The sequence below is a fragment of the Planococcus citreus genome (assembly GCF_003664125.1).
Lineage (GTDB): Bacteria > Bacillota > Bacilli > Bacillales_A > Planococcaceae > Planococcus > Planococcus citreus.
Genome location: NZ_RCCP01000001.1, coordinates 463,310 through 485,541 on the forward strand (window position 1 = coordinate 463,310; position 22,232 = coordinate 485,541).

The 22,232-nt window shown below is 48.0% G+C and carries 20 protein-coding genes and 1 other annotated feature; of the genes, 6 read left to right on the top strand and 14 right to left on the bottom strand.

Annotated elements, in window-relative coordinates; all coding sequences use genetic code 11:
• Positions 1-38: 38 nt before the first annotated feature.
• Positions 39-1,751, bottom strand: a complete 1,713-nt coding sequence (locus tag DFR62_RS02430) for a peptide ABC transporter substrate-binding protein (protein ID WP_121297867.1) — start codon at positions 1,749-1,751, stop codon at positions 39-41.
• 242 nt (positions 1,752-1,993) lie between these two features.
• Between DFR62_RS02430 and DFR62_RS02435 the strand changes: the two genes are divergently transcribed.
• Both DFR62_RS02435 and trpS read left to right on the top strand, forming a co-directional pair.
• Complete coding sequence (locus tag DFR62_RS02435; RefSeq protein WP_121297868.1) at positions 1,994-2,335, top strand: DUF3899 domain-containing protein; 342 nt, start codon at positions 1,994-1,996, stop codon at positions 2,333-2,335.
• 51 nt (positions 2,336-2,386) lie between these two features.
• Positions 2,387-2,601 (top strand) — a binding site (T-box leader).
• Positions 2,602-2,667: 66 nt separating this feature from the next.
• Entirely contained in the window at positions 2,668-3,660 is a 993-nt protein-coding gene (gene trpS / locus DFR62_RS02440) for a tryptophan--tRNA ligase (protein WP_121297869.1), read from the top strand.
• A 76-nt stretch (positions 3,661-3,736) separates the two neighbouring features.
• On the opposite strand, the gene opp4C is transcribed toward trpS, so the two are convergent.
• From opp4C to DFR62_RS02475, 7 genes are all read right to left on the bottom strand, one after another.
• Positions 3,737-4,654 carry an oligopeptide ABC transporter permease gene (gene opp4C, locus DFR62_RS02445; protein WP_121297870.1) on the bottom strand — a complete coding sequence of 306 codons (918 nt, stop codon included), beginning with the start codon at positions 4,652-4,654 and terminating at the stop codon, positions 3,737-3,739.
• 15 nt (positions 4,655-4,669) lie between these two features.
• Entirely contained in the window at positions 4,670-5,635 is a 966-nt protein-coding gene (gene opp4B, locus DFR62_RS02450) for an oligopeptide ABC transporter permease (RefSeq protein WP_121297871.1), read from the bottom strand.
• Between the two features lie 148 nt (positions 5,636-5,783).
• Positions 5,784-7,511, bottom strand: coding sequence for an oligopeptide ABC transporter substrate-binding protein (gene opp4A / locus DFR62_RS02455; protein ID WP_121297872.1), 1,728 nt, complete (start codon positions 7,509-7,511; stop codon positions 5,784-5,786).
• Between the two features lie 28 nt (positions 7,512-7,539).
• Positions 7,540-8,550: an ABC transporter ATP-binding protein gene (locus DFR62_RS02460; protein ID WP_121297873.1), complete on the bottom strand. Its 1,011-nt coding sequence runs from the start codon at positions 8,548-8,550 to the stop codon at positions 7,540-7,542.
• Positions 8,547-9,587 carry an ABC transporter ATP-binding protein gene (locus DFR62_RS02465; RefSeq protein WP_121297874.1) on the bottom strand — a complete coding sequence of 347 codons (1,041 nt, stop codon included), beginning with the start codon at positions 9,585-9,587 and terminating at the stop codon, positions 8,547-8,549. The genes DFR62_RS02460 and DFR62_RS02465 overlap by 4 nt, the downstream gene beginning before the upstream one ends.
• Positions 9,588-9,832: 245 nt before the next feature.
• Complete coding sequence (gene fabF, locus DFR62_RS02470) at positions 9,833-11,068, bottom strand: beta-ketoacyl-ACP synthase II (protein WP_121297875.1); 1,236 nt, start codon at positions 11,066-11,068, stop codon at positions 9,833-9,835.
• Between the two features lie 27 nt (positions 11,069-11,095).
• A complete protein-coding gene (locus tag DFR62_RS02475) occupies positions 11,096-12,028 on the bottom strand; it encodes a beta-ketoacyl-ACP synthase III (RefSeq protein WP_121297876.1) in 933 nt (310 codons plus the stop codon).
• 190 nt (positions 12,029-12,218) lie between these two features.
• On the opposite strand from DFR62_RS02475, the gene DFR62_RS02480 reads away from it, so the two are divergent.
• On the top strand, positions 12,219-12,401 hold the full coding sequence (locus DFR62_RS02480; RefSeq protein ID WP_121297877.1) for a YjzD family protein: 183 nt from the start codon (positions 12,219-12,221) through the stop codon (positions 12,399-12,401).
• Positions 12,402-12,503: 102 nt separating this feature from the next.
• On the opposite strand, the gene DFR62_RS02485 is transcribed toward DFR62_RS02480, so the two are convergent.
• From DFR62_RS02485 to DFR62_RS02495, 3 genes are all read right to left on the bottom strand, one after another.
• A complete protein-coding gene (locus DFR62_RS02485) occupies positions 12,504-14,639 on the bottom strand; it encodes an ATP-dependent Clp protease ATP-binding subunit (RefSeq protein WP_121297878.1) in 2,136 nt (711 codons plus the stop codon).
• Positions 14,640-14,776: 137 nt separating this feature from the next.
• Complete coding sequence (locus DFR62_RS02490; RefSeq protein ID WP_058383381.1) at positions 14,777-15,085, bottom strand: metal-sulfur cluster assembly factor; 309 nt, start codon at positions 15,083-15,085, stop codon at positions 14,777-14,779.
• A 68-nt stretch (positions 15,086-15,153) separates the two neighbouring features.
• A complete protein-coding gene (locus DFR62_RS02495; RefSeq protein ID WP_121297879.1) occupies positions 15,154-15,921 on the bottom strand; it encodes an alpha/beta fold hydrolase in 768 nt (255 codons plus the stop codon).
• A gap of 136 nt (positions 15,922-16,057) precedes the next feature.
• On the opposite strand from DFR62_RS02495, the gene DFR62_RS02500 reads away from it, so the two are divergent.
• From DFR62_RS02500 to DFR62_RS02510, 3 genes are read left to right on the top strand one after another with little or no spacing between them, the layout of a single operon-like run.
• Positions 16,058-16,870 carry a Cof-type HAD-IIB family hydrolase gene (locus DFR62_RS02500; RefSeq protein ID WP_121297880.1) on the top strand — a complete coding sequence of 271 codons (813 nt, stop codon included), beginning with the start codon at positions 16,058-16,060 and terminating at the stop codon, positions 16,868-16,870.
• 13 nt (positions 16,871-16,883) lie between these two features.
• Positions 16,884-17,735, top strand: a complete 852-nt coding sequence (locus tag DFR62_RS02505; protein WP_121297881.1) for a DegV family protein — start codon at positions 16,884-16,886, stop codon at positions 17,733-17,735.
• A gap of 14 nt (positions 17,736-17,749) precedes the next feature.
• Complete coding sequence (locus DFR62_RS02510; RefSeq protein WP_121297882.1) at positions 17,750-19,081, top strand: CoA-disulfide reductase; 1,332 nt, start codon at positions 17,750-17,752, stop codon at positions 19,079-19,081.
• A gap of 81 nt (positions 19,082-19,162) precedes the next feature.
• Here DFR62_RS02510 and DFR62_RS02515 read toward each other — a convergent pair whose 3' ends face one another.
• The 3 genes from DFR62_RS02515 to DFR62_RS02525 all read right to left on the bottom strand — a co-directional run bounded on the left by DFR62_RS02515 (position 19,163) and on the right by DFR62_RS02525 (position 22,210).
• The gene (locus DFR62_RS02515; protein ID WP_241663133.1) at positions 19,163-20,617 is read right to left on the bottom strand and encodes an alpha-amylase family glycosyl hydrolase; all 1,455 of its coding nucleotides are present in this window, start codon (positions 20,615-20,617) and stop codon (positions 19,163-19,165) included.
• A 250-nt stretch (positions 20,618-20,867) separates the two neighbouring features.
• Positions 20,868-21,242 carry a YisL family protein gene (locus DFR62_RS02520; protein WP_121297884.1) on the bottom strand — a complete coding sequence of 125 codons (375 nt, stop codon included), beginning with the start codon at positions 21,240-21,242 and terminating at the stop codon, positions 20,868-20,870.
• Positions 21,243-21,310: 68 nt separating this feature from the next.
• Positions 21,311-22,210: a fumarylacetoacetate hydrolase family protein gene (locus DFR62_RS02525; protein WP_121297885.1), complete on the bottom strand. Its 900-nt coding sequence runs from the start codon at positions 22,208-22,210 to the stop codon at positions 21,311-21,313.
• Positions 22,211-22,232 lie beyond the last annotated feature (22 nt).

Genomic DNA, 22,232 nt, shown 5'->3' on the forward strand with positions numbered 1-22,232 from the left:
CTATTATGTTTTCCTAAAGTACATTCAGTTGGGAATTCTTATTCCTTACCGGAAATGTAAGCCCATTTGTAGCTGTAATCTCCACCGAATGGGTGTTTGATGATGTTGTTAACATATGGCTTTTGAAGGGACATGATACCGCGCTGATAGATCGGTGCGATAGCAGCGTCTTCTTCAATCAAGATTTTTTCAGCTTGAGCCATTGCTTCCCAGCGTCCTTCAGCATCCTGTGCCAATTCGCCTTTAGCTTGCTCAACCAAGTTATCGAACTCTTCACTAGAGTAAGACATCAAGTTGTGAGAAGAGCCAGTTACGAATAGGTCGATGAATGTCATTGGATCCTGGTAGTCAGGGCCCCATCCAGAGTTTTGGATATCGTAGTCTTGTGCTTCATCAAGCTCAAGGCGTACGCCGAATGGTACAGCTTTCAAGTTAACTGTCAAACCTTCAAGGTTTGTTTCAAGTTGCTCTTTCAAGTAAGCATCCATTTTACCTGCAAGCTCAGAGTCGCCGCCGAGAAGTTCCATAGTCACTTCTGTTTCGCCGATTTCCTCTAGGCCTTTTTCCCAATAAGTTTTCGCTTCTTCAGCGTTGAATGGCAGCATGTCTCCGTTGATATCACGGAAATCTTCGCCAGCTTCGTTGAAGGAGAAATCAGTTGGTACAAGGTAGTTAGCTGGAAGTGATCCGTTTGCTAGAACTACATCTACAAGGTCTTGCTTGTTGAAGCCAGTAGCAATCGCTTTACGGATGTTTTCGTTAGCAAGTGGAGTTTCTTCGCCATTACGTTCTTGGTTAAATTTCAAGTAGAACAAAGTTGGTTCAAGTTCTTTCACCACTTCTGGGTCTTCAGCATATTGCATTGCGAATTCGCCAGAAAGTCCGACACGGTCTTTTTCACCAGATTGGTAAAGGTTAACTTGCGTAGAAGTTTCTTTTACAACGTCAACATTGATTGTTTCAAGTTGAACAGTTTCAGCATCCCAGTACTCAGCGTTTTTCTCCATTGTCCAAGTCAGGCCAGTGCCATCCCAGTTAGTAAGAGTGAACGGTCCGTTGTATAGGATTGTTTCAGAGTTAGAAGCGTAGTTATCGCCTTGCTCAGTTACGAATTCTTCGTTCAATGGGTAGAATGTACCGAAAGCCATCAATGACATGAAGTAAGGAGTCGGGCGCTCAAGTTCTACGACAAGAGTCTTGTCGTCTTCAGCTGTGATTCCTAGTTCAGAGACTTCCATGTCCCCTTCAGATACTTCTGTAGCGTTTTTAATTGTTCCTGCCATCATGTATGGTCCGTAAGGTGAACCGGTGGCTGGATCAATCGCGCGCTGCCAAGCATAGACGAAATCGTTAGCTGTGATCGGTGTACCGTCCGACCAGTTAGCATCACGTAGTTTGAAAGTATACGTCAAGCCATCTTCACTGATCTCAGGCTCGCCATCAGCAAGTGCAGGTTCAGCAATGTTTTCTTGGTTCAAGCGGAACAAACCTTCGTTTACGTTGTTAAGGATGTTGAATGCTACTGCATCCTCAGCAATCGAAGAATCCATTGACGGAATTTCTGCTCCTTCGACCAAGTTTAGTTCTTGTACAGAGTCAGGCTCGCCGCCGTTGCCTTCTGCGCCTTCTGTACCTTCTGTGTCTGTGTTTTCTGTCCCAGTATCAGTGTCGTCTCCGCCGCCGCAAGCAGCTAGGAAAGCACTAAGTACCAAAACCAGGCCAAGTAGCCATAAAATCTTGCTGTTTTTCACTGATTTTGCCCCCTTAAATTTTCTGAAAAATTGGTACATGATTAATTATACATAAATATTTTTTGTTGTACAGCGTTTTTTTTGGAATATTTTACACTTTCACCATTAATCATGCTGTTCACAATATCACTAATAGGCTGAAAAGCGCGTCATGTAAGCGTTTTCTTATCAGATGAATTTCGAATAATTTTTTGATTTTTTTTGTTATTTCTTCTACAATAAGAACGAATAGGGGTGCCATAATGAAAAAAATAATCATCGGAATTGCCGCTGTGCAATTGGTCATCGTACTGACGATGCTTGTGCGAAGCGAACCGTTTTCACTGCTGTCATATATCAATAACTCCTTTATCTACGGGGGCATCCTTGTATTTTTCGGTGCCTGGGTATTCGTCGTCCGGACAGGGGTTTTCGACGTATTTACGATGAGCATGCGCAAGGTGTTCAAAAGCAAGTCCACGCTCGAGGACGACGAGATGCGCCTCCCATCGGAAGTGTTGGCATTCTCAAGTTCCCCACTCTTGATCGTGGGCGGGGCGACTTTGGTTGCCATGGCTATTTCTTTGGCGTTCTATCAATCGTAGAATTGCGTATTGCAGCGCCAATCTCTTTTGTATTATAATAAATTCAATACAAAATGAGCGTTGACAAAGAGTAGTAAATGCAGTTTCTTCTATAATAAGAGAGCTTGTGGTTGGTGTGAACAAGCAGAAGACTGTATTGAATGGACTTTCGAGCTAAAGCGGCGAAACAAGTAGCCGCTTTCGAGTTCTCCACGTTAAGGAGATAAGAGGCCGCTGCTGCGGCAACCAGGGTGGTACCGCGGAACCGCACATCATTCGTCCCTTTAGTTCCAGGGACGGAGATGTGCTTTTTTGTATCCATTTTTAGTTTACCCATTAGAGGAGGAATTGCATTGAAGAAAATTTTTTCAGGCGTACAGCCAACCGGTACGGTTACACTTGGCAATTATATCGGAGCGTTCAAGCAGTTTACTGAACTGCAGGAAGAATATGATTGTATCTTCTGCATCGTCGACCAACATGCCATCACCATGCCACAGGACCGGCTTGAATTAAGAAAGAATATAAAATCGCTTGCCGCGCTATACCTTGCTGTCGGCATCGATCCGGAAAAAGTTACGCTGTTCATCCAATCGGAAGTGCCGGCGCACGCACAGGCCGGCTGGATGCTGCAATGCGTCTCGACCATTGGTGAGCTCGAACGCATGACACAGTTCAAAGACAAATCGGCCAAGGCCGCTTCCATCTCTGCCGGACTCCTGACATACCCGCCTTTAATGGCTGCTGACATTCTTTTGTACCAAACGGACATCGTCCCTGTCGGCGACGATCAGAAACAGCATATCGAATTGACACGCGACTTGGCAGAGCGGTTCAATAGAAAATACAATGACATCTTCACGATACCGGACATCCGGATACCGAAACACGGTGCGCGCGTCATGTCCTTGCAGGATCCGACGAAAAAGATGAGCAAGTCCGATTCAAACAAAAAATCAATCATCACATTGTTGGATGATTTGAAAACCATCGAAAAGAAAGTGAAAAGCGCCGTCACCGACTCAGAAGGAATCGTCAAATACGATCCCGAAAACAAGCCTGGCGTATCCAACCTCTTATCGATCGAAGCGGCCTTAACAGGAGCCTCCATCGACGAACTGGTCGCTAAATACGAAGGCGGCGGCTATGGTGATTTTAAAGCGGGTGTTGCCAAAGCGATCACGGACCACCTGGCACCGATCCAAGAGCGCTACTATAAATTGCTCGACTCCGAAGAGCTTGATACGATCCTCGATGAAGGCGCAGAAAAAGCTAATTTCATCGCCAATAAAACATTGAAGAAAATGGAGAACGCGATGGGCCTAGGACGCAAACGGAAACGCTGAGGCACTTCCCTCTCTCAAAATAAAAAGGATGAACGAAGTGGTATGCCACTTGTTCATCCTTTTTGTTTTGTTTAAATTAACGCAACGATTTCGGATTCAACGCATCCTTCAACCCTTCCCCGATAAAGTTGATCGACAGGATCGTCAAGGTAATAATGATGGCTGGAGGCATCCAGATCCATGGCTTGCCTTGCAGGACATCCGGCTCGTTGGCAGAAGACAGCATATTGCCCCAGCTCGGTGTCGCTTGCGGGACGCCAAAGCCTAAATAGCTAAGTGCCGATTCGATGACAATCATCGTCGCAAAAATTAAGGTCCCTTGCACGATGATGGTCGAGATGACATTGGGCAACAGATGTTTCGTGATGACTTTGAACGGGGAACAGCCGATCGATAAAGCGGCCAGGATATACTCATTCTCTTTTTCTGCCAACACTTTGCTGCGCACCAAGCGGGCGACGCCCCCCCAGCTGAGCGCACCGATGACCATGATCAAGACCCATAAGCCATCCACGATGCCATAGAGGATCGTGTTCAAAACGATGACGAAGACAAGGAACGGGAAATTCAATACGAAATCCGTGAAGCGCATCAAGATGCTGTCGATAAAGCCGCCGAAAAATCCGGCAAGCGCGCCGACCACTGTTCCTAAAGTAATGACAATGAGCGTTGCACTAAAACCGACCAATAGCGAAATTCGGCCCCCGTAGAACAAACGCGTCAAGACATCGCGCCCGCTTTTATCCGTTCCGAGAAGGTGTTCGCCGTTCGGCTCGATATTCATCGCGCTGATATTGACTTTTGAAATATCCGGCAGCGGCGACAACACCGGTGCGATAAATGGTGCCGATAACGACATTAAAGTGACCAGTACGATAAAAAAGGAACTGATCATCGCCAATTTATTGCGCACGAATTTCCTTCTGGCAATCTGCCAAGGAGACAAGCTTCTTTCCGGCTTCTTCTGTTGGGTAATGGTAGTTGATGATGCCATTTTACTGCTTCCTCCTCAATCCAGGCGAATTCGTGGGTCCACGACGCCGTATAGAATATCTGCCAATAAATTACCAAACAATGTAAGGAACGACAAAAGCATGGTCAAGGCCATCAATGTTGGATAGTCCCGGCTCGTCACGGATTCCAAGAACAGCTGGCCGATGCCCGGATAAGTGAAAATCGTCTCTGTGATGATGGCTCCACCAATCAACGCGGCAAAATCAAAGCCGAGAAAAGTGACCAACGGAATGATCGAATTGCGCAGGATATGTACATTATAGATTTTCTTCATCGGCGTACCCTTCGCGCGCGCTGTCCGGACAAAGTCTTTGCGGGAATTCTCGATGATGTCATTGCGTAAAAATTGCGTGTAGCTCGCCGTGCTCATTGCCCCGAGAACAATCGCCGGCAGCAACACATGGTGCATGCGGCTTACATAGTATTCAAAGCTTCCCTGTTCTGTCAAAATATCGACTGAGCCCGCAAACGGGAACCAGTTCAACTGGAATGCAAAAATATAAATTGCGAAAACGGCAGCGACAAAAGATGGAATTGCCAGCATGACGTAGTTGAACCCTGCAATGGCGTTATCACCTAAAGTATAAGGCCGCCTGCCTGAATACATACCCATGATAAACGCCATGATGTAAGTGATGATGAGTGCCGTAACACCCAACAATAAAGTATTCGGCACTTTTTCCATGATCAAATCGAATACAGGGATTTTAAAGCGTGTGGATTTTCCGAAATCCCCTTGGATGAATCCAGTGATCCAGTTAAAATACTGGATTGGCAACGGATCGTTATAGCCGAGTTTTTCGCGCATTTCCGCTATGTACTCCGGGTTGGTATTGAGCGGATCGATTTCCCCGCTGAGTGAATCGCCGGGCATCAGTTTGGCGAGGCTGAAGACAACGATGGAAATCAAGATCAGCATCGGTATCATTCCAAGCAATCGTCTAATCGAATATTTAAGCATAGGTACTCTCCTTGTCTGATAGGTTCTCGGCTGTGCTCTCGTGCACGGTAAGGATTGTTTTTTGAAACAGCCCTTACCGTGCATAAGAGCTTCATATAAAGATTCAACGATGGGCGGACCGCCCATCGTTGAAGGTTTGTTGCTGATTTTATTCTGTTACGAACCATTCAGCAGGGCTGTTTTGACCGGATACGTCATATTCAACTCCACCGACACGGTTATTAAGTGCCATGATTTCTTCAAGTTCCGCGATGTAGAGCATCGGGAGGTCTTCGTTGACGATCTTCTGCCATTCTACATACAATTCTTTGCGTTTTTCCTGGTCAGTGCCGACGATTTCGATATCCAGTGCATCGTCTAGCAATTGGTCTGCTTCAGGATTGTTATAGCGCGGGTAGTTCCAAAGCTGGTCTGCTTTCCATAGTCCAGATGGATCCGGGTCAGTTCCCGTGCCCCAGCCGCCGAAGAATGTTTCAATAGAAGCATCATCTTTTTCGACCATATCGTAGTATAGGTTGACTTCGACCATCTCCACTTCAGAACGCAGTCCGACCGCTTCGAAATACTGGGCGATTGCTTGTGCACGGGATTCGAAAGTCGGGTTGCCTGTTGCATAATGCGAGAATTTCACGACAAACTCGTCGCCATTTGGATCTTCACGGAATCCGTCATCGTTCGTATCAACGTATCCTGCTTCATCCAGCATCTGTTTCGATTTTTCTGGATCGTATTCGTATTGAATCAATTCGCTATCATCTGCCGCATTCCAGTGAGAAGACGGTACTGGCTTGTTGACAACATCTGCATAGCCGAAGAAGAATGCATCCACCCATTCCTGGCGGTTCAACGCATACATCATGGCCTGTCGAAGCTCTTTACTTTGGTATTTCGGAAGTTCTTCTGTGATCGTTTGGGATTCGTTATCGAATTTACCGAGCTTGAATCCTACATAATAATAAGTCAAACCAGGGTAAGTAACGATTTCGACATTTTCTAGAGGTTCTACTTCAGGGCCGGATACCGGCTGAAGGGAAATCATATCGATGTCATTGTTCTGCAAAGCGCCAACAACTGATGAGTTGTCGATAACGCGCAAGACAATTTTATCCAAGTTAACATCGCCGTTCCAGTACTCATCGAATTTCGAGAATTCAACAGATTCTCCAGGAACGATTTTGTCGACTTTGAATGGCCCGATTCCGATTGGAGTCGAACGCACCCATTCCGATGCTGACATTTCTGCAACCGGCACATCGCCAAGAACGGATTCAGGCATTGGGTATGCCCAGAGGTTCGTCAGGTTGTTTACGCGTGCTTCATCGAAAGTGATGTTGATTTCATAGTCGCTCACCACTTCGATTCCTGAGATGGAATCTGCATCGCCGTTGCGATAAGCTTCAGCGCCTTCGATTGTTTGCACGTTTGTGTAGCGGGGGCCGTCATAATCAGGATCTGCAATTGTTTCAAGTGCAAATACCCAGTCGTTGACAGTCAATTCTTCTCCGTTATGCCATTTCACGCCTTCTTCAAAAGTGAAGTTGAAAACTTTATTGTCTTCAGTTTCCCAAGAAGCGACGTTTGGTTCAGGTTCTAGGTTTTCGTTATAGTTAATCAATGCTTCATCGAATAGTTCGATGACTTCAAAATCAGTGGCAATGCCGTAAAATGCGGAAGAGTATAAACCTTCCGGTGGAGCGTCAAGGCCGTATACGAGCGTCCCGCCTTTTTGTGGTTCGCCGTCTGCGGCACCTTCAGAAGAGCCTTCGCCTTCTGAGCCTGACTCGCTGGCATCATCGCTGCCTCCACCGCACGCCGCTAGGAATGCGGAAACAATTAGTACGAGCGCGAAGAGCCAGAGTAAGGATTTTTTCTTCATCTCTTTTCCCCCTAAAAAAATTTTTTGATCAATACAAATGGCACGCGACTTGATGGCCTGGCCTTACTTCTGCCAACGCTGGTTTCTCTTGTGAGCAGATTTCCATCGCCATTGGGCAGCGCGTATGGAACGGGCAGCCGGCAGGCGGGTTTTGCGGGCTCGGCACATCCCCTTTTAAGACAATCCGCTCTTTGCGCTTTGCCGGATTCGGTTCCGGAATTGCAGAAATGAGCGCTTGCGTGTAAGGATGCAGCGGTTCTTTGTATAAATCTTTATTTGAAGCAAGCTCTACGAGGTTGCCCAAATACATCACTCCGATTCGATCGCTCATATGCTTTACGACACTCAAGTCGTGTGCAATAAAGAGATAAGTCAGATCGAATTCGATTTGCAGTTCTTTCAACAAGTTCAACACCTGCGATTGCACGGAGACATCGAGTGCGGATACCGGTTCATCCGCTACAATCAGCTTGGGGTGCAGTGCCAGCGCACGGGCGATTCCGATGCGCTGTCTTTGGCCACCGGAAAATTCATGGGCGTATTTATAATAAGCCTCTTCAGGCAAGCCAACTCGTTTCAGAAGTGTTTTGATTTCCTGCTCCAACTCTTTTTTATTGCGCTTTTCATAATTCAGGATCGGCTCAGCAATGATATCGCCGACCATCTGCGTCGGATTCAGTGATGCGTACGGATCTTGGAATACCATTTGAAAATCACGTCGCGCTTTTTGCAATTTGGATCCCGATAATCGGGTAATGTCTTTCCCTTCAAAGAGGATCTCGCCTCCTGTCGGTTTCATGAGCCTCAAGATGGTCCGTCCCGCAGTTGATTTGCCACAGCCCGATTCGCCGACCAAACCAAGTGTTTCGCCTTTTCGGATAGCGAACGACACATCATCGACCGCTTTGACATTGCCAATCGTCCGCTTAAAAAAGCCGCCGGTTACCGGGTAGTATTTTTTAAGATTGCGAATTTCGAGGAGGTTTTCACGCTTATCTAAATAATCGATACGGTCCTGGATGAAATCTCTAGTGGTCATAATGCGGCGACTCCTTCTCGTTCTCTTTTTCCGTCCGTGGGCCAGCTTTCTTCATATAATAGGCACGCAGCTTCATGGCGATCGGCCACTTCCGCAAGCTTCGGCGTCACCGTCAAACATTCCGCCATCGCCTTCGGGCAGCGGTTTGCAAAGCGGCAGCCAACTTGAGGCATATTGATGACGGACGGCACCAGTCCTTCAATCGTCGCGAGCTCTTCGACATCTTCGTCCATTTTCGGGATCGCTTTCATTAATAATTCGGTATATGGATGTTTTGGATCACGGAACAAATCTTCGACAAATGCACGCTCTACGATTTTGCCCGCATACATGACCAGTACTTCGTCGCAAATTTCGGCCACAACTCCTAAGTCATGCGTAATGAGGATGATCGACATATCATTCGCTTCTTGTATGCCTTTCAACAATTCGAGAATTTGCGCTTGAACTGTTACATCCAAAGCTGTCGTCGGTTCATCGGCGATCAACAGTTTCGGCTGGCAGGCAATGGCCATCGCAATCATGACCCGCTGGCGCATTCCACCGGACAATTGGTGAGGATACTCCGTGACGATTTGTTCGGCACGCGGAATTCCCACTTGCTTCAATAAAGCGACCGACCGCAGCCGTGCTTCTTTTTTCGTCAGGTTCTCATGGTTTAAGATCACTTCTTCTATTTGATAGCCGATGGTGAAAACCGGATTGAGCGAAGTCATAGGTTCCTGGAAAATCATCGAGATGTCTTTTCCGCGAATGCTGTTCATCTGCTTATCCGAAAACGTGGAAATGCCCTGTCCTTCGAATTCAATCTCGCCGCCGCGAATCTTTCCGATGCCGTTTGGAAGCAGTTGCATAATGGACAACGACATGACACTTTTGCCACAGCCTGATTCGCCCACCACTCCGACAATTTGCTTCGGAAGGACATCGAAACTCACATTCTCGACTGCGTTATAATAATCCCCATCTATTTTGAAACCCGTTTGGAGGTTTTTGACCCGCAAGAGCGGTGCAGCCTCTTTAGATCCATACGTCATGAAAACACCTCAAAATTCTTTTTTTTCTGTCAATTCTAACTAGTTTTAAGCATATCACAAAAGTATTACATGCGCAATATAATTTTTGTATTTTAAGCAATGATTACCAAAATAGATAATCATTTCTCTCCTCCAATCCTTGCTATAAAAGCATTCTCCATCTTATTCAAGACGTGCATATTTTTTACCATTATAAGAAATGGATAATAAAAAAGCTCCCGGCATCGGGAGCTTTTCAATAAGCTTTAAACTTTTTTCAATACGAGCGAAGCGTTATGTCCGCCAAATCCGAGCGAATTGCTCATTGCATAGTCGAATTCTGCAGCTCGAGCTTCATTTGCTACGTAATCCAAATCCAATTCCTCATCTGGTGTTTCGTAGTTGATCGTCGGTGGCATGACGCCTTCTTTCAAAGCCAGCGCCGTAAAAATCGCTTCAATACCGCCAGCTGCACCGAGCAAATGGCCAGTCATCGATTTCGTTGAGCTCATGCCAAGTTTATACGCATGGTCGCCGAACACTGTTTTGACAGCCATCGTTTCGAACAAATCGTTATACGGCGTGCTCGTTCCATGGGCATTGATATAGCCGACATCCGTCTTTTCAATGCCTGCATCATTGAGCGCTTGCTGCATGGCGCGCGCTGCCCCTTCTCCACCTGGTGCTGGAGCTGTAATATGGTGCGCGTCACCAGTCGAACCATAGCCGACGAGTTCTGCGTAGATTTTTGCGCCGCGTGCTTTCGCGTGTTCGTATTCTTCCAGGATGACAATCCCGGCGCCCTCACCAATGACAAAGCCGTCACGGTTTTTATCGAATGGCCGTGATGCGGTCGATGCATCATCATTTGTTGTCAATGCGGTATTGGCCGTAAATCCTGCAACAGAAAGACGAGTGATTGGAGCTTCCGCGCCACCTGATATCATGACATCGGCATCGCCGCGCTGGATGACTTTAAAGGCATCGCCGATCGAGTTCGTGCCGGATGCACAAGCTGTCACCGAACAGGAGTTGATCGCTTTTGCGCCGAAGTGGATCGACACCTGTCCAGAGGCCATATCTGGAATGATCATGGGCACGAAGAATGGGCTGATACGGCGAACGCCGCGGGAATTCAATACGTCCATCTGGTTTTCAATCGTCTCCATCCCGCCGATTCCTGATCCGATCCAGACGCCTGTACGAAGTGCTGTCTTTTCATCCAACTCAAGCGCTGCATCTTTCATTGCCATGATGGATGATGCGAGTGCGTAATGGGTGAAGCGGTCCATCTTGCGTGCTTCTTTGCGTTCGATATATTCTTCGATCGAGAAATCCTTCAATTCAGCGGCAACTTTCGCCGGATACTGATCCGCATCGATGCGTGTCAACGGGCCGACGCCTGAACGCCCTGCCTTCACCGCTTCCCACGTTGATTCTGCGCTATTTCCAAGCGGTGTTACGGCACCGATACCTGTAATGACTACACGACGATTTTCCATTTCTTTTACTTCCTTTCGCATATCCGATTATTTCCCCCACTTCATAGCAATTGCGCCCCAAGTCAAACCGCCCCCGAAGCCGACCATGACGACGACATCATCGTCTTTAATCCGGCCTTCCTCTAAATCTTCTACAAGGGAAATCGGAATCGACGCTGCTGAAGTGTTTCCGTATTTTTGTATAGTCTTCGACATTTTCTCTACCGGCAAGTCAAGACGTGCCCGTGACGATTCCATGATCCGGATGTTCGCTTGATGCGGTATGAGAAAATCGACATCCTCTTTATCCAAACCTGCTTTTTCAATGACGTTTATGGCGGACTCGCCCATTTGGCGCACCGCAAATTTGAACACTTCACGGCCATTCATCACCAAATGCTTGTCTTGATACAAATGTTCCCCGCCTGAGCCGTCCGCTCCGAGCTCGAACGATAAGATCCCGCGGCCTTCCGACACTTTGCCGATTACGGCAGCGCCGGCTCCGTCACCGAATAGGACAGCTGTATTGCGATCTTCCCAATTGGTGATTTTCGAGAGCTTCTCAACACCAACTACTAGGACGTAGCGATACGTATCCGACTCGATAAATTGTTTCGCCGTAATGACACCGTACATGAATCCAGCACAGGCTGCAGAGATATCCATAGCGGCCGCATTCACGGCACCGATCTGTTGTTGGATATCGCACGCGACAGATGGAAACGGACGGTCTGGCGTAACTGTCGCTACCAGTATCAATCCGATGTCCGCTGGATCGATGCCGGCATCGGCAATCGCCTTTTGCGCCGCGACCCGTGCCATATCCGATGTATCTTGTTCATCGTTTGCAATCCGGCGTTCTTCAATCCCGGTCATGGTCCGGATCCATTCATCCGAGGTGTCCATGCGCTGCTCTAAATCAAAGTTGGTCAATTTATCTTCCGGCAGGCATCTGCCGGTACCGATGATTCCAGCATTCATATCTATGTCCCTCTTTTCGATTAACATCAATTATTAGTACCTGGTGTTAATGATACGCCCTTTTGCTATTGATTTCAAGTTGCCGACATATTTCTGACAAAAACTTTCGAAACGCACGAAACTTTCTTTCTGAAAAGGCTTCCTTATGCTATGATAAAGCTAGTTATTCTATATATAGAGGTGAAAACAGATGCAATATATTGGAACACTTTTCTGGTCTGTCCTTATTATTTCAATGTTGAATTATGTCGTAAGTGCGGTGCAAAACGTGCCATTCAACTTTATGATGGGTATCATCATGGCAGTGGCAGTCACTGTATTGGTCATCGTGATGGATGCCATCATCCCGAAAGAAGCAGCGAAAGAATATTAATCACGATAAAAACGGAAGCCGCGACGGCTTCCGTTTTTTTATTTGCTCGAATCGGACGGTTTAGATAGAAAAAAGCCGCATTTCATTGAAATGCGGCTTTACTTATACAGTGATAAGCAATTGTTTATTGGCGTCCATCGATACCTTCAATGTCGAACCTGGAGTGACCTCTCCTTTAATCAATTCCTTAGCGATTCGAGTCTCGATTTCACGCTGGATAAAGCGTTTCAGCGGGCGCGCCCCAAAGACCGGGTCCGTTCCTGCTTCAATGATATAATCGATGACCGAATCCTCGACTTCCAAGGAAATTTGCTGTTGTTTCATCCGAGCGGCCAATTCGCCGATCATTTTCTTGGCGATGCCATAGAAATGCTCATTCGACAAGGAATGGAAAATGACGATATCGTCAATGCGGTTCAACAGTTCCGGCCGGAAATGCTTGCGCAGTTCCATCATGACGATGTCTTCTGTATCGTGTTCGTCACTGCTTGCGCTGATATGTTGGGAACCGATATTCGATGTCATGATGACGACGGTATTGGAGAAGTTCACAAGCCGCCCTTGGCTGTCGGTGATACGCCCGTCGTCTAGGATCTGCAAAAGGATGTTCGCGACATCCGGATGGGCTTTCTCGATTTCATCGAGCAGCACTACGGAATACGGATTGCGGCGGACCGCTTCTGTCAATTGGCCGCCTTCTTCATAACCGATATATCCAGGAGGCGCCCCGACAAGACGCGATACGCTGTGCTTTTCCATGTATTCGGACATGTCGATGCGGATGAAATGGTCTTCTGAATCGAATAAGTTTGCTGCCAACGATTTCGCAAGCTCCGTTTTCCCGACACCGGTTGGCCCGAGGAAAATGAACGAGCCGATCGGCTTTTGTTCATCCTTGATGCCGGCACGTGCACGCCATACGGCTTCTGTCACCAGTTCGACGGCTCGGTCCTGTCCGATGACTCGCTCTTTCAACGTATCCCCAAGGCGCAATAGCTTTTCGCGCTCGCCTTCGACCAGTTTCGTTACGGGAATACCCGTCCAGCGAGCGACAATACCCGCAATTTCCTCTTCGGTCACTTCTTCGCGCAGCAACCGCTCCCCGCCGTCTCCGGCAAGTTCAACTTCCATCGCGCTCAGTTCTTTTTCAAGCTCTGGAATTTTTCCGTGGCGCAACATCGCCGCGGTATTTAAATCATATTTGTTTTCCGCATCTTCCAATTGGCGGCGGTATTGATCCAATTGTTCGCGCTTGGCCTGGATTTTCTGAAGCGATTGCTTTTCTTCGTTCCATTGCTGCTGCATGCCTTCAGAAGACGACTTCAGCTCTTCAATCTCTTCGCGCAGCGCAGCGAGGCGTGTTTTGCTCGCTTCGTCTTTTTCTTTCCGAAGCGCCTGCTCTTCAATCTCTAGCTGCATGAGGCGCCGCGTTACTTCATCGAGCTCTTGCGGCATGGAATCGATCTCCGTCCGGATCATTGCACACGCTTCATCGATCAAGTCGATTGCCTTGTCCGGAAGGAAACGCTCCGTGATGTACCGGTCCGACATTGTAGCAGCTGCAACAATCGCCCGGTCATGGATGCGCACGCCGTGGTGGAGTTCGAAACGCTCTTTCAATCCACGGAGAATCGATACCGCATCTTCAACAGAAGGCTCGCGCACCATCACCTGCTGGAAGCGGCGCTCAAGTGCCGCATCTTTCTCGATGTGCATGCGGTATTCATCCAGAGTGGTGGCTCCGATGCAGTACAGCTCTCCGCGCGCAAGCATCGGTTTGAGCATATTTCCGGCGTCCATCGCGCCTTCCGTTTTACCGGCGCCGACGATGGTGTGGATCTCGTCGATAAACAGGATGATCTGCCCTTCACTGTCTTTCACTTGCTTCAATACGCTTTTTAGCCGTTCCTCGAATTCCCCACGGTATTTTGCGCCTGCAATCAGTGCACTCATATCGAGTTCATAAATGACACGGTCCTTCAAGCCTTCCGGCACATCGTTGCGGACAATGCGCTGTGCCAGTCCTTCGACAATTGCGGTTTTCCCGACGCCTGGTTCACCGATCAATACCGGATTATTCTTTGTCTTTCTGGAAAGAATCCGGATGACATTGCGGATTTCCTGATCGCGCCCGATGACCGGATCCATCTTTCCTGACTGTGCTTGTTCAACCAAATTGCGGCCGAACTGTTCCAATGGCGACTTTTGCTCTTCGTTTGGATTTTGGAATTGAACCAATCAAATCACGCTCCTCTGATTAATTTGACCATCTTTGACTAATTAAATTATATGATTGCCGTGTCCCTTTTGCAACGGAAATGCTCATCAAAAAAAGCCGCAAGGAATTTCTTCCCTGCGGCTTTCTGCTATTTCTCTTATCGAACGCCGAGCGCCATTTTTGCGTAGCGCGACATATGGTCTTTACTCCAGACAGGCTGCCAGACGATTTTTACATCGACTTCTTCCACTTCCGGCAATTCATACAAGGATGTTTTAACCATCTGGACGATTTGCGGCCCCATTGGGCATCCCATAGAAGTGAGTGTCATCGTGACCACGCAGAAACCATCTTCGGATAATTCTACATCATATACAAGGCCCAAATTGACGATATCAACACCTAGTTCAGGGTCGATGACATTTTCGAGTGCGCCTAATAGATAATCTTTTGTTTCTTGATCCATTCGGAATCCCTCCTTTTCCTGTTACTGCTTATCTTACCAAACATCACAGTGAAATGAAATCGACTTGCTTATTCCTTTAATCGGTCGGCAATCCAAGCTGTTGCAGACAGCATCCCTTTGCGGCTGACCGCGTGCGCAGCTTCTGTTTCTTTCATGAATGCCAGCCGTTCAGGATAGGCGGCATAATCCTGCTGCAATGCATGGAAAAGCCGGTTGGTCGGTTCGAAAGGAACGGTCGGGTCTTTTACGCCATGCCAGAAAAAGACTGGGCGTCCGCCAAAGGATTGGCGGTTCAAACTGATATCAAAACGGGACAGGGCCTGAAGCATGCCTTCGCGTTCCTCATCGGTGAGCGGCAAGTCAAAACCGCGCGACTCGTATTGGCGCATTTGGGCTTTCGCAAGCTCCACGTAATTGCCGGATCCCATCATGACGGCTGCCGCTTTGATCCACGGATGTGCCGTCAAAGCACCGAGCGTCGTGATGCCGCCCATCGACGTGCCCCCGACAGCCGGTTCTCCGCTAATCAGCTGGCGCTTGTGCAATTCTTCGTGTAAAAATCCGAGTTCTTCGATAGACGTTAAAACGATTTCCCAAAAGCGCAGGCTGATCTGGACCTCATCAAGCGATTGATCCCGCTCTCCGTGAAGCAGCGCATCCGGCAAGATGACACGGACTCCTTTTTTTGCCCATTGCCAGGCATAATGCAAATTATGTTCTTTGGCACTCGTATGCCCATGCAGAAAAATGACCGTCGGCAATGGACCGCCCGCGTGCCCTTCAGGTGTTATATGTAAGATCGGGATATTTCCCCATAATTCATTTGCTACTTTCATGCGCTTCACTCCTCACCCTAAATCCTACCAATTTTTCTTTGTTCCCGCAAATTCCGGCATTGCCGTCAGGTTTTTTTGACGGATAGCCTCTATTATCGCTAAACTGAAGGTAGATAGAAGGGAGCCGGATTTTCATATGAAACAACATTTAATCGTACTCGACTTGGACGGAACATTATTGACCGACCAAAAAGTCATTTCACCTAAAACCAAGTCCATTTTGAATCAAGCCCAGCAAGCAGGCCACCAGGTCATGATCGCTACGGGGCGTCCATACCGCGCAAGTGAAATCTATTACCGCGAACTCGGCCTCAACACGCCGATTGTCAATTTCAATGGAGCTTTTGTCCATCACCCGAACAACGAACGCTGGGGGCTGCACCATACGCCGATCGGCTTGGATGTCGTACACGAAGTCGTCGAATCGATGCACGATTTCGATTTCCACAACATCGTCGCGGAAGTATTGGATGATGTCTATGTCCACCACCACGATGAGAAACTGATGGATATCTTCAGTTTTGGTGACCCAAGCATCACGACGGGGGATTTGCGCAATTATTTAAAAACCGATCCGACGTCGATGCTCATCCATGCACCATACGAAAAAGTCCATGCCATTCACGACCACCTATCGGAAGTGCATGCGGAAGTCATTGACCATCGCCGCTGGGGCGCACCTTGGCACGTCATTGAAATTGTCCGCTCGGGCATGAACAAAGCTGTCGGTATCGATCGCGTCTCAAAATCACTGGGCATCGCGAAAGAGCATATCATCGCATTCGGTGATGAAGACAACGATCTGGAAATGCTGGACTTTGCAGGAGTTGGGGTTGCGATGGGCAATGCCATTGCACCGTTGAAGAACATCGCCAACGAAATCACCTTGACCAATAACGAAGACGGCATCGCTGAATTGCTGATGGACCGTTTGAAACTGAAACTCTAAAGGAGGAAGATCCATGAGATTATTTGCAGATAGCGCATCTGATTTACCGAAAGCTTTTTTTGAACAGGAACAGGTCGTCCTGTTCCCTTTGCGCGTCCATATCGGAGACGCTGAGTACGAAGACATCCGGACCATCGATTCCATGAAAGTCTATGATGCCATCCGCTCCGGCGTCCATCCGAAAACATCTCAAGCGTCTCCGGAAGAAATGCTCAAGGCATTCGAACAATTGGCAAAAGACAAAGAAGCTGGATTCTACATCGCCTTTTCCTCGGAATTGTCCGGTACCTATGCCACAGCCGTCATGGTGGCAGATCAAGTGCGCGAAGAATACCCGGATTTGGACTTAACGATCGTCGATTCCAAAGCGGCTTCACTCGGCTACGGGCTGCTCGTTAAAGAAGCCGTGAAATTGCGCAATGCCGGTGAAAACCACGATGCGATCATCCAAAAAGTGCGTTTCAAGGCCGATCATCTCGAAAGCCTGTTCACGGTTGAAGATCTGGATTACATGGCGAAAGGCGGCCGTATTTCAAAAGGCAGTGCATTCGTCGGCGGCTTATTGAATATTAAGCCTTTGCTTCATGTCGAAGACGGCAAACTCGTTCCGATCGAAAAATTGCGCGGCCGTAAAAAAGTCATCAAGCGGATGATCGAACTGATGAAAGAACGCGGCAGCAATTTGGACCAGCAAGTGATGGCCATCAGCCATGCCGATGACCTGGAGTTTGCCAACGCGTTGAAAGGCGAAATCGAAACTGCCTACAACCCGAAAGAAATCGAAATCCACATGGTCGGTTCCGTGATCGGCGCCCATACAGGACCTGGCACGCTCGCCTTGTTCTTCTTTAATAAAACCGATTGAGGAGTGGACTATTGATGAAAAAAGTGATTATAGTCGGCGCGGTAGGCGGCGGTGCAACTGCAGCGGGCCAACTCCGTTTCTATGATAAGGAAATGAGCATCACGGTATACGACAGGGATTCGACAATGTCCTATGCTGCTTGCGGAACGCCGTATGTAATTGGCGAGGTCATTGAAGATGAGACTTCGATCCTGATGGCCGACCCGGAACAGTTCCAGCAAAAACGCAATATCGATGTCAAGCTCGAACACGAAGTCGTGGAAATTCTCCGGCCGGAGAAAAAAATTCGCGTCCGCAACTTAAAGACTGGCGATGAATTCCACGATTCCTATGACGCATTGATTTTGTCTCCGGGCGGCAGCGCCATCATGCCGGATATTGAAGGCTTACAGAAGAGCCATTTATTTACGCTGCGCAGCTACGGTGATATGCAAGCCATCCATTCCTATATCCAAAGCGAGAAGCCTTCCCATTGCGTCGTTTCAGGGGCCGGGTTCATCGGGCTTGAAATGGCGGAGAACCTTAAGCATCTCGGCCTGGAAGTCGATATCGTCCATAAGTCGAGCGCCATCCTATCGATTTTGGATGAGGACCTGTCGCAGCTCCTGCATGCGGAACTGGAGAAAAATGGCGTACAAGTCCATACCGAAACCGTCATCGAAAAGATTGATGATCGAAACGTCCATTTATCCAATGGAAAAAGTCTGGAAACCGATTTTGTCATCATGAGCATCGGCTTGAAACCGAATACCGAACTCGCTGAAACCGCCGGACTTAGCATTGGTGAAACCGGAGGAATCCGGACCAATGACTTCATGCAGACCGACGATGAATCAATCTACGCCATTGGAGACGCGTCGGAGAATTTCGATTTTATTACAGGAGACCCAAAACGCGTCCCGCTCGCTTGGCCTGCGCACCGCCAGGCTTTTCTCGTCGCGCAGCATATTACCGGCAACCCGATTGCGAAAAAAGGGCTGCTCGGCACTTCCGCATTGAAAGTTTTCAGCTTGGATGCGGCGATGACTGGACTGACAGAAACAGCAATCAAAGAAAAAGGGCTTACCGCCAAAACGGTCAGCCATACCGGAAACTCGAACGCGGGCTATTACCCGGATCACGAAAAACTGACCTTAAAAGTCCATTATAACCCTGAAACCAGACAGATTTTGGGTGCACAATGTGTCGGAGGCAAAGGAGTCGATAAGCGCATCGATGTAATAGCGACCGCGATTTATGGAGGATTGACCGTCGATGATTTGCAGGCGCTCGAACTGTGCTATGCTCCCCCATTCTCTTCGCCAAAAGACCCTGTCAACATGATTGGCTATAAAGCATTCGACTGACTTTTCATTGAAAGCGCCTGGAAACGGGCGCTTTTTTCACGCAAAAAAGCTGTGAACAGGTTGTTACCTGTTCACAGCTTTTTAATTATTTATTTTGTTTGCTGCTTCATCAGCTTTCCGCTGCTTGCCCTTTTTCCAGACAATCCATAAAAAGCCCATGAAAATCAAGTACATTAGCCCAAGCGTAACGATATACGCCGTATTCAGCCCTCGTTTTTCAGTAATATGGTAGGTTTCTACCAATTCGCGGTCCAAGGTGAGGCGGTACTGCCCGTCTTCATCTGGACGGACGATATCGCTTTCGAACAGCCCTCGAAGTTCCATTTCTTCACCAACGACCTCTGGCGCCAAACTCAAACTTTTCGTTTCAGAAGAGTTATTAATGGCAATGACCCACGACTCTTCTTCATTTGAACGCTTATACACCATCCAGCCCTCTTCTTCATGAAGCAGTTCCAATTCACCTGTACGCAATGCTTCAGATGAATTGCGCAATGAATTTAGATTGGTGATGTAGTCGATCAATTCCTTTTCGACCGCCATGTCCAAAATTTGGTGCGATTCCGGCAACGCTTCGCCGTTCATCGCTGTTTCAGAGCCATATTGGACGACCGGAATGCCCGGCATCGTCAATAATTGCGCAAATAGCATGCGCCAGCGTGTCGGCGGGTAGCCTCTTGACTCAACAATGTCCGATGTAAAGCGTGAACCGTCGAGTGAATCGACACGGATCAATTTGCCTTCTGCTTGCTGCATTAATTCAGGGATATCGGCCAAAGATTGGTCAAAATTGCGATAGCTGTCGCGAAGCGTCTGTTCTACCCCTTCTTGCACGACCGCATCAAATCCAGCCTGGTTCTCCATTTCTGCATCTGCCAGCACGTAAAACCCTTCTTGCTGCTTCATGGCTGTGGAGAAGTTTTCGACGAATGCCGGGTCCAGTTCCTCTGAATCCTGCAGGCGGACTCCGTCTATCCCGTATGTATCACGGAAATCGCTGAACATTTCGATCAAGGCTTGTTGGACTTCTTCATTACCTGTATCGAGCGAGAGCGTCTGGTCACCGTTTTCAGTAAACCAATCAGGATTTTCCTCTGCCCACATATGATCCACGCTCACTTCTTGCGTCGGCAAATCGACAATGACTTTCATGTCCCCTTCATGCACTTCGTCGACGAGCGACTGGAATTCTTCCGCCGTCCCGAAATGGCGTTCCAACTGGCTGTAGTCCAGCACTTGCCGCCCATCGTAGCTTGCGGTCTGGAAGACTGGCCCAACTGACAGCACCGTAAAGCCCATATCCCGGACGTGCGCTAGTTCGCTTTCCATCCCTGAGAAATCACCGCCGCTGAACGATGCCGGGTCGGTGGAATCCACTTCATAATCGTTTTGGATCTGTTTATTGAAATAGCGGTCTACGAGCACGTCGTAGATGCTTTCGTCTTCGATTGTGCGGGTTTCTTCAGCTGCCACCATAGATGTTGACGGCAATAGCAATGCTGCTGCCAACGCCCAAATCATAGTTTTTCTCTTCAATTCCGTACTCCTCCTTCAATGAGGCCAAGATGATGCTCACCCGGTCTATTTTATCAAACTCACTTGTTTGCCGCCATGTCATCTTGGTGAAAGCGCGGCTGTTTATGTCTAGTTTCGTCCAAACTGTGAAATCCCTATGAGGAATGGCCCGATTTTTCCTATTTCGATGACAATACAAAAAAACTGCACGTCTCTTGTCAGTAAAAACCAACAAGGAACGTGCAGCTTTCTATTTGATGGAACGGCCGTTTTAAGCTAAGAAGTTAAAGCCGAGCGGCAATTTGAAGCCGAGGAACAAAGTCACGAGCAAGAATACTGCAAACAATGCCCAGAACAAGGTTACAGGCTTTTGTTTCTTGCCACGCACAAGCACCATTTCCATCATGCCGATGGTCAATAGCCCGAATAGGAATTTCAAGCCGTAAAGCATGGCATCGTATGACGAATGCTCAATGAACAATGTCAGCCCGGTAATGATGATCAAAACGTAGATCAGTCTCGTGATCATGTGGACGATTTTGCGCCCCTTGCTGTCGCGGTGCATAAATGCAGCCACGAGGAAAAGCACGATGCCTACTACCCACATGGTAATGTGTAGATGTGTTGTATCAGTTAAAAATCCCAAAAGCTCACCTCATTTAATATAGTCCCCTCAAGTTTACCACATGCAGGACAATTGGAAGTGATTGTTCCTTATGACAAATGTGTGACGAGTGTGCCGATTGACTGGATGGAAACTTTGATCGTATCGCCCGCTTTCAAGAACTTCGGCGGATTGAATCCTTTGCCGACGCCAGCCGGGGTTCCGGTCAAGATGACATCGCCCGGTTCAAGTGCCACCGATTTGGAAATCTCTGCGATTAACTCATCCACACGGCGGATCATGTTTTCCGTATTGCCATTTTGGCGTACTTCGTCGTTCACTTTCGTCACAAGGGACAGGTTCTGAGATTGCGGGATCTCATCCTTAGTTACCAAATATGGTCCCATCGGGCAAGAGCCTGGCAAGCTTTTCCCAAGGAAATATTGCTGGTGTTTTTCCTGAAGATCGCGCGCTGTCAAGTCGAGCGCGATAGTATACCCGAATACATGATCGTAAGCCAGCTGTTTCGGGATTTTATGTCCTGCTTTGCCGATAACGACAGCTAGTTCACCTTCGTAGTCATACGAATCGGTGATATCTGCATGCACAGGGACTGTTTCTTCATCAGCAGCGACCGTATTCGGCGCTTTCGTGAAAACGACCATATCCGTTGGTGCCTGCCCGCCCATTTCTTCTGCATGATCAGCGTAGTTCTTCCCGATGCAGATAAAGTTTTTCGGAGGTCTCGGGACAGGCGCCTGCCATTCGATTTCCGAAAAAGAGTGTTTGAATTGCTCAGGGGTTTCCGATTGGACAGCCGCCTCCGTCAATTTGCGGATCTGTTCCACAAACTCCATTCCTTGCGACACTCCATCAATCAGCTTTTCCGGAAATTCCGGCAGTACTTCCAGCTGCTCCTGGATGGCGAGGACATCCCACACGGCTTCTTCTTTTTTTACCTTTGGTCCAAAACGTTCTTCTCCTTGAAAGCGAAACGATAGAAGTTTCATTCGTCAAACACTCCTTTTCTGT

What these genes read in the sequence shown, in the direction of transcription:
- DFR62_RS02480 (WP_121297877.1), top strand. Translation starts at nt 12,219, where the DNA reads ATGCAATATATTGGAACACTTTTCTGGTCTGTCCTTATTATTTCAATG.
- DFR62_RS02505 (WP_121297881.1), top strand. Translation starts at nt 16,884, where the DNA reads ATGAGATTATTTGCAGATAGCGCATCTGATTTACCGAAAGCTTTTTTT.
- DFR62_RS02465 (WP_121297874.1), bottom strand. Translation starts at nt 9,587, where the DNA reads ATGACGTATGGATCTAAAGAGGCTGCACCGCTCTTGCGGGTCAAAAAC.
- DFR62_RS02460 (WP_121297873.1), bottom strand. Translation starts at nt 8,550, where the DNA reads ATGACCACTAGAGATTTCATCCAGGACCGTATCGATTATTTAGATAAG.
- DFR62_RS02525 (WP_121297885.1), bottom strand. Translation starts at nt 22,210, where the DNA reads ATGAAACTTCTATCGTTTCGCTTTCAAGGAGAAGAACGTTTTGGACCA.
- DFR62_RS02490 (WP_058383381.1), bottom strand. Translation starts at nt 15,085, where the DNA reads ATGGATCAAGAAACAAAAGATTATCTATTAGGCGCACTCGAAAATGTC.
- fabF (WP_121297875.1), bottom strand. Translation starts at nt 11,068, where the DNA reads ATGGAAAATCGTCGTGTAGTCATTACAGGTATCGGTGCCGTAACACCG.
- DFR62_RS02510 (WP_121297882.1), top strand. Translation starts at nt 17,750, where the DNA reads ATGAAAAAAGTGATTATAGTCGGCGCGGTAGGCGGCGGTGCAACTGCA.
- DFR62_RS02435 (WP_121297868.1), top strand. Translation starts at nt 1,994, where the DNA reads ATGAAAAAAATAATCATCGGAATTGCCGCTGTGCAATTGGTCATCGTA.
- opp4C (WP_121297870.1), bottom strand. Translation starts at nt 4,654, where the DNA reads ATGGCATCATCAACTACCATTACCCAACAGAAGAAGCCGGAAAGAAGC.
- opp4B (WP_121297871.1), bottom strand. Translation starts at nt 5,635, where the DNA reads ATGCTTAAATATTCGATTAGACGATTGCTTGGAATGATACCGATGCTG.
- DFR62_RS02495 (WP_121297879.1), bottom strand. Translation starts at nt 15,921, where the DNA reads ATGAAAGTAGCAAATGAATTATGGGGAAATATCCCGATCTTACATATA.
- DFR62_RS02475 (WP_121297876.1), bottom strand. Translation starts at nt 12,028, where the DNA reads ATGAATGCTGGAATCATCGGTACCGGCAGATGCCTGCCGGAAGATAAA.
- opp4A (WP_121297872.1), bottom strand. Translation starts at nt 7,511, where the DNA reads ATGAAGAAAAAATCCTTACTCTGGCTCTTCGCGCTCGTACTAATTGTT.
- DFR62_RS02500 (WP_121297880.1), top strand. Translation starts at nt 16,058, where the DNA reads ATGAAACAACATTTAATCGTACTCGACTTGGACGGAACATTATTGACC.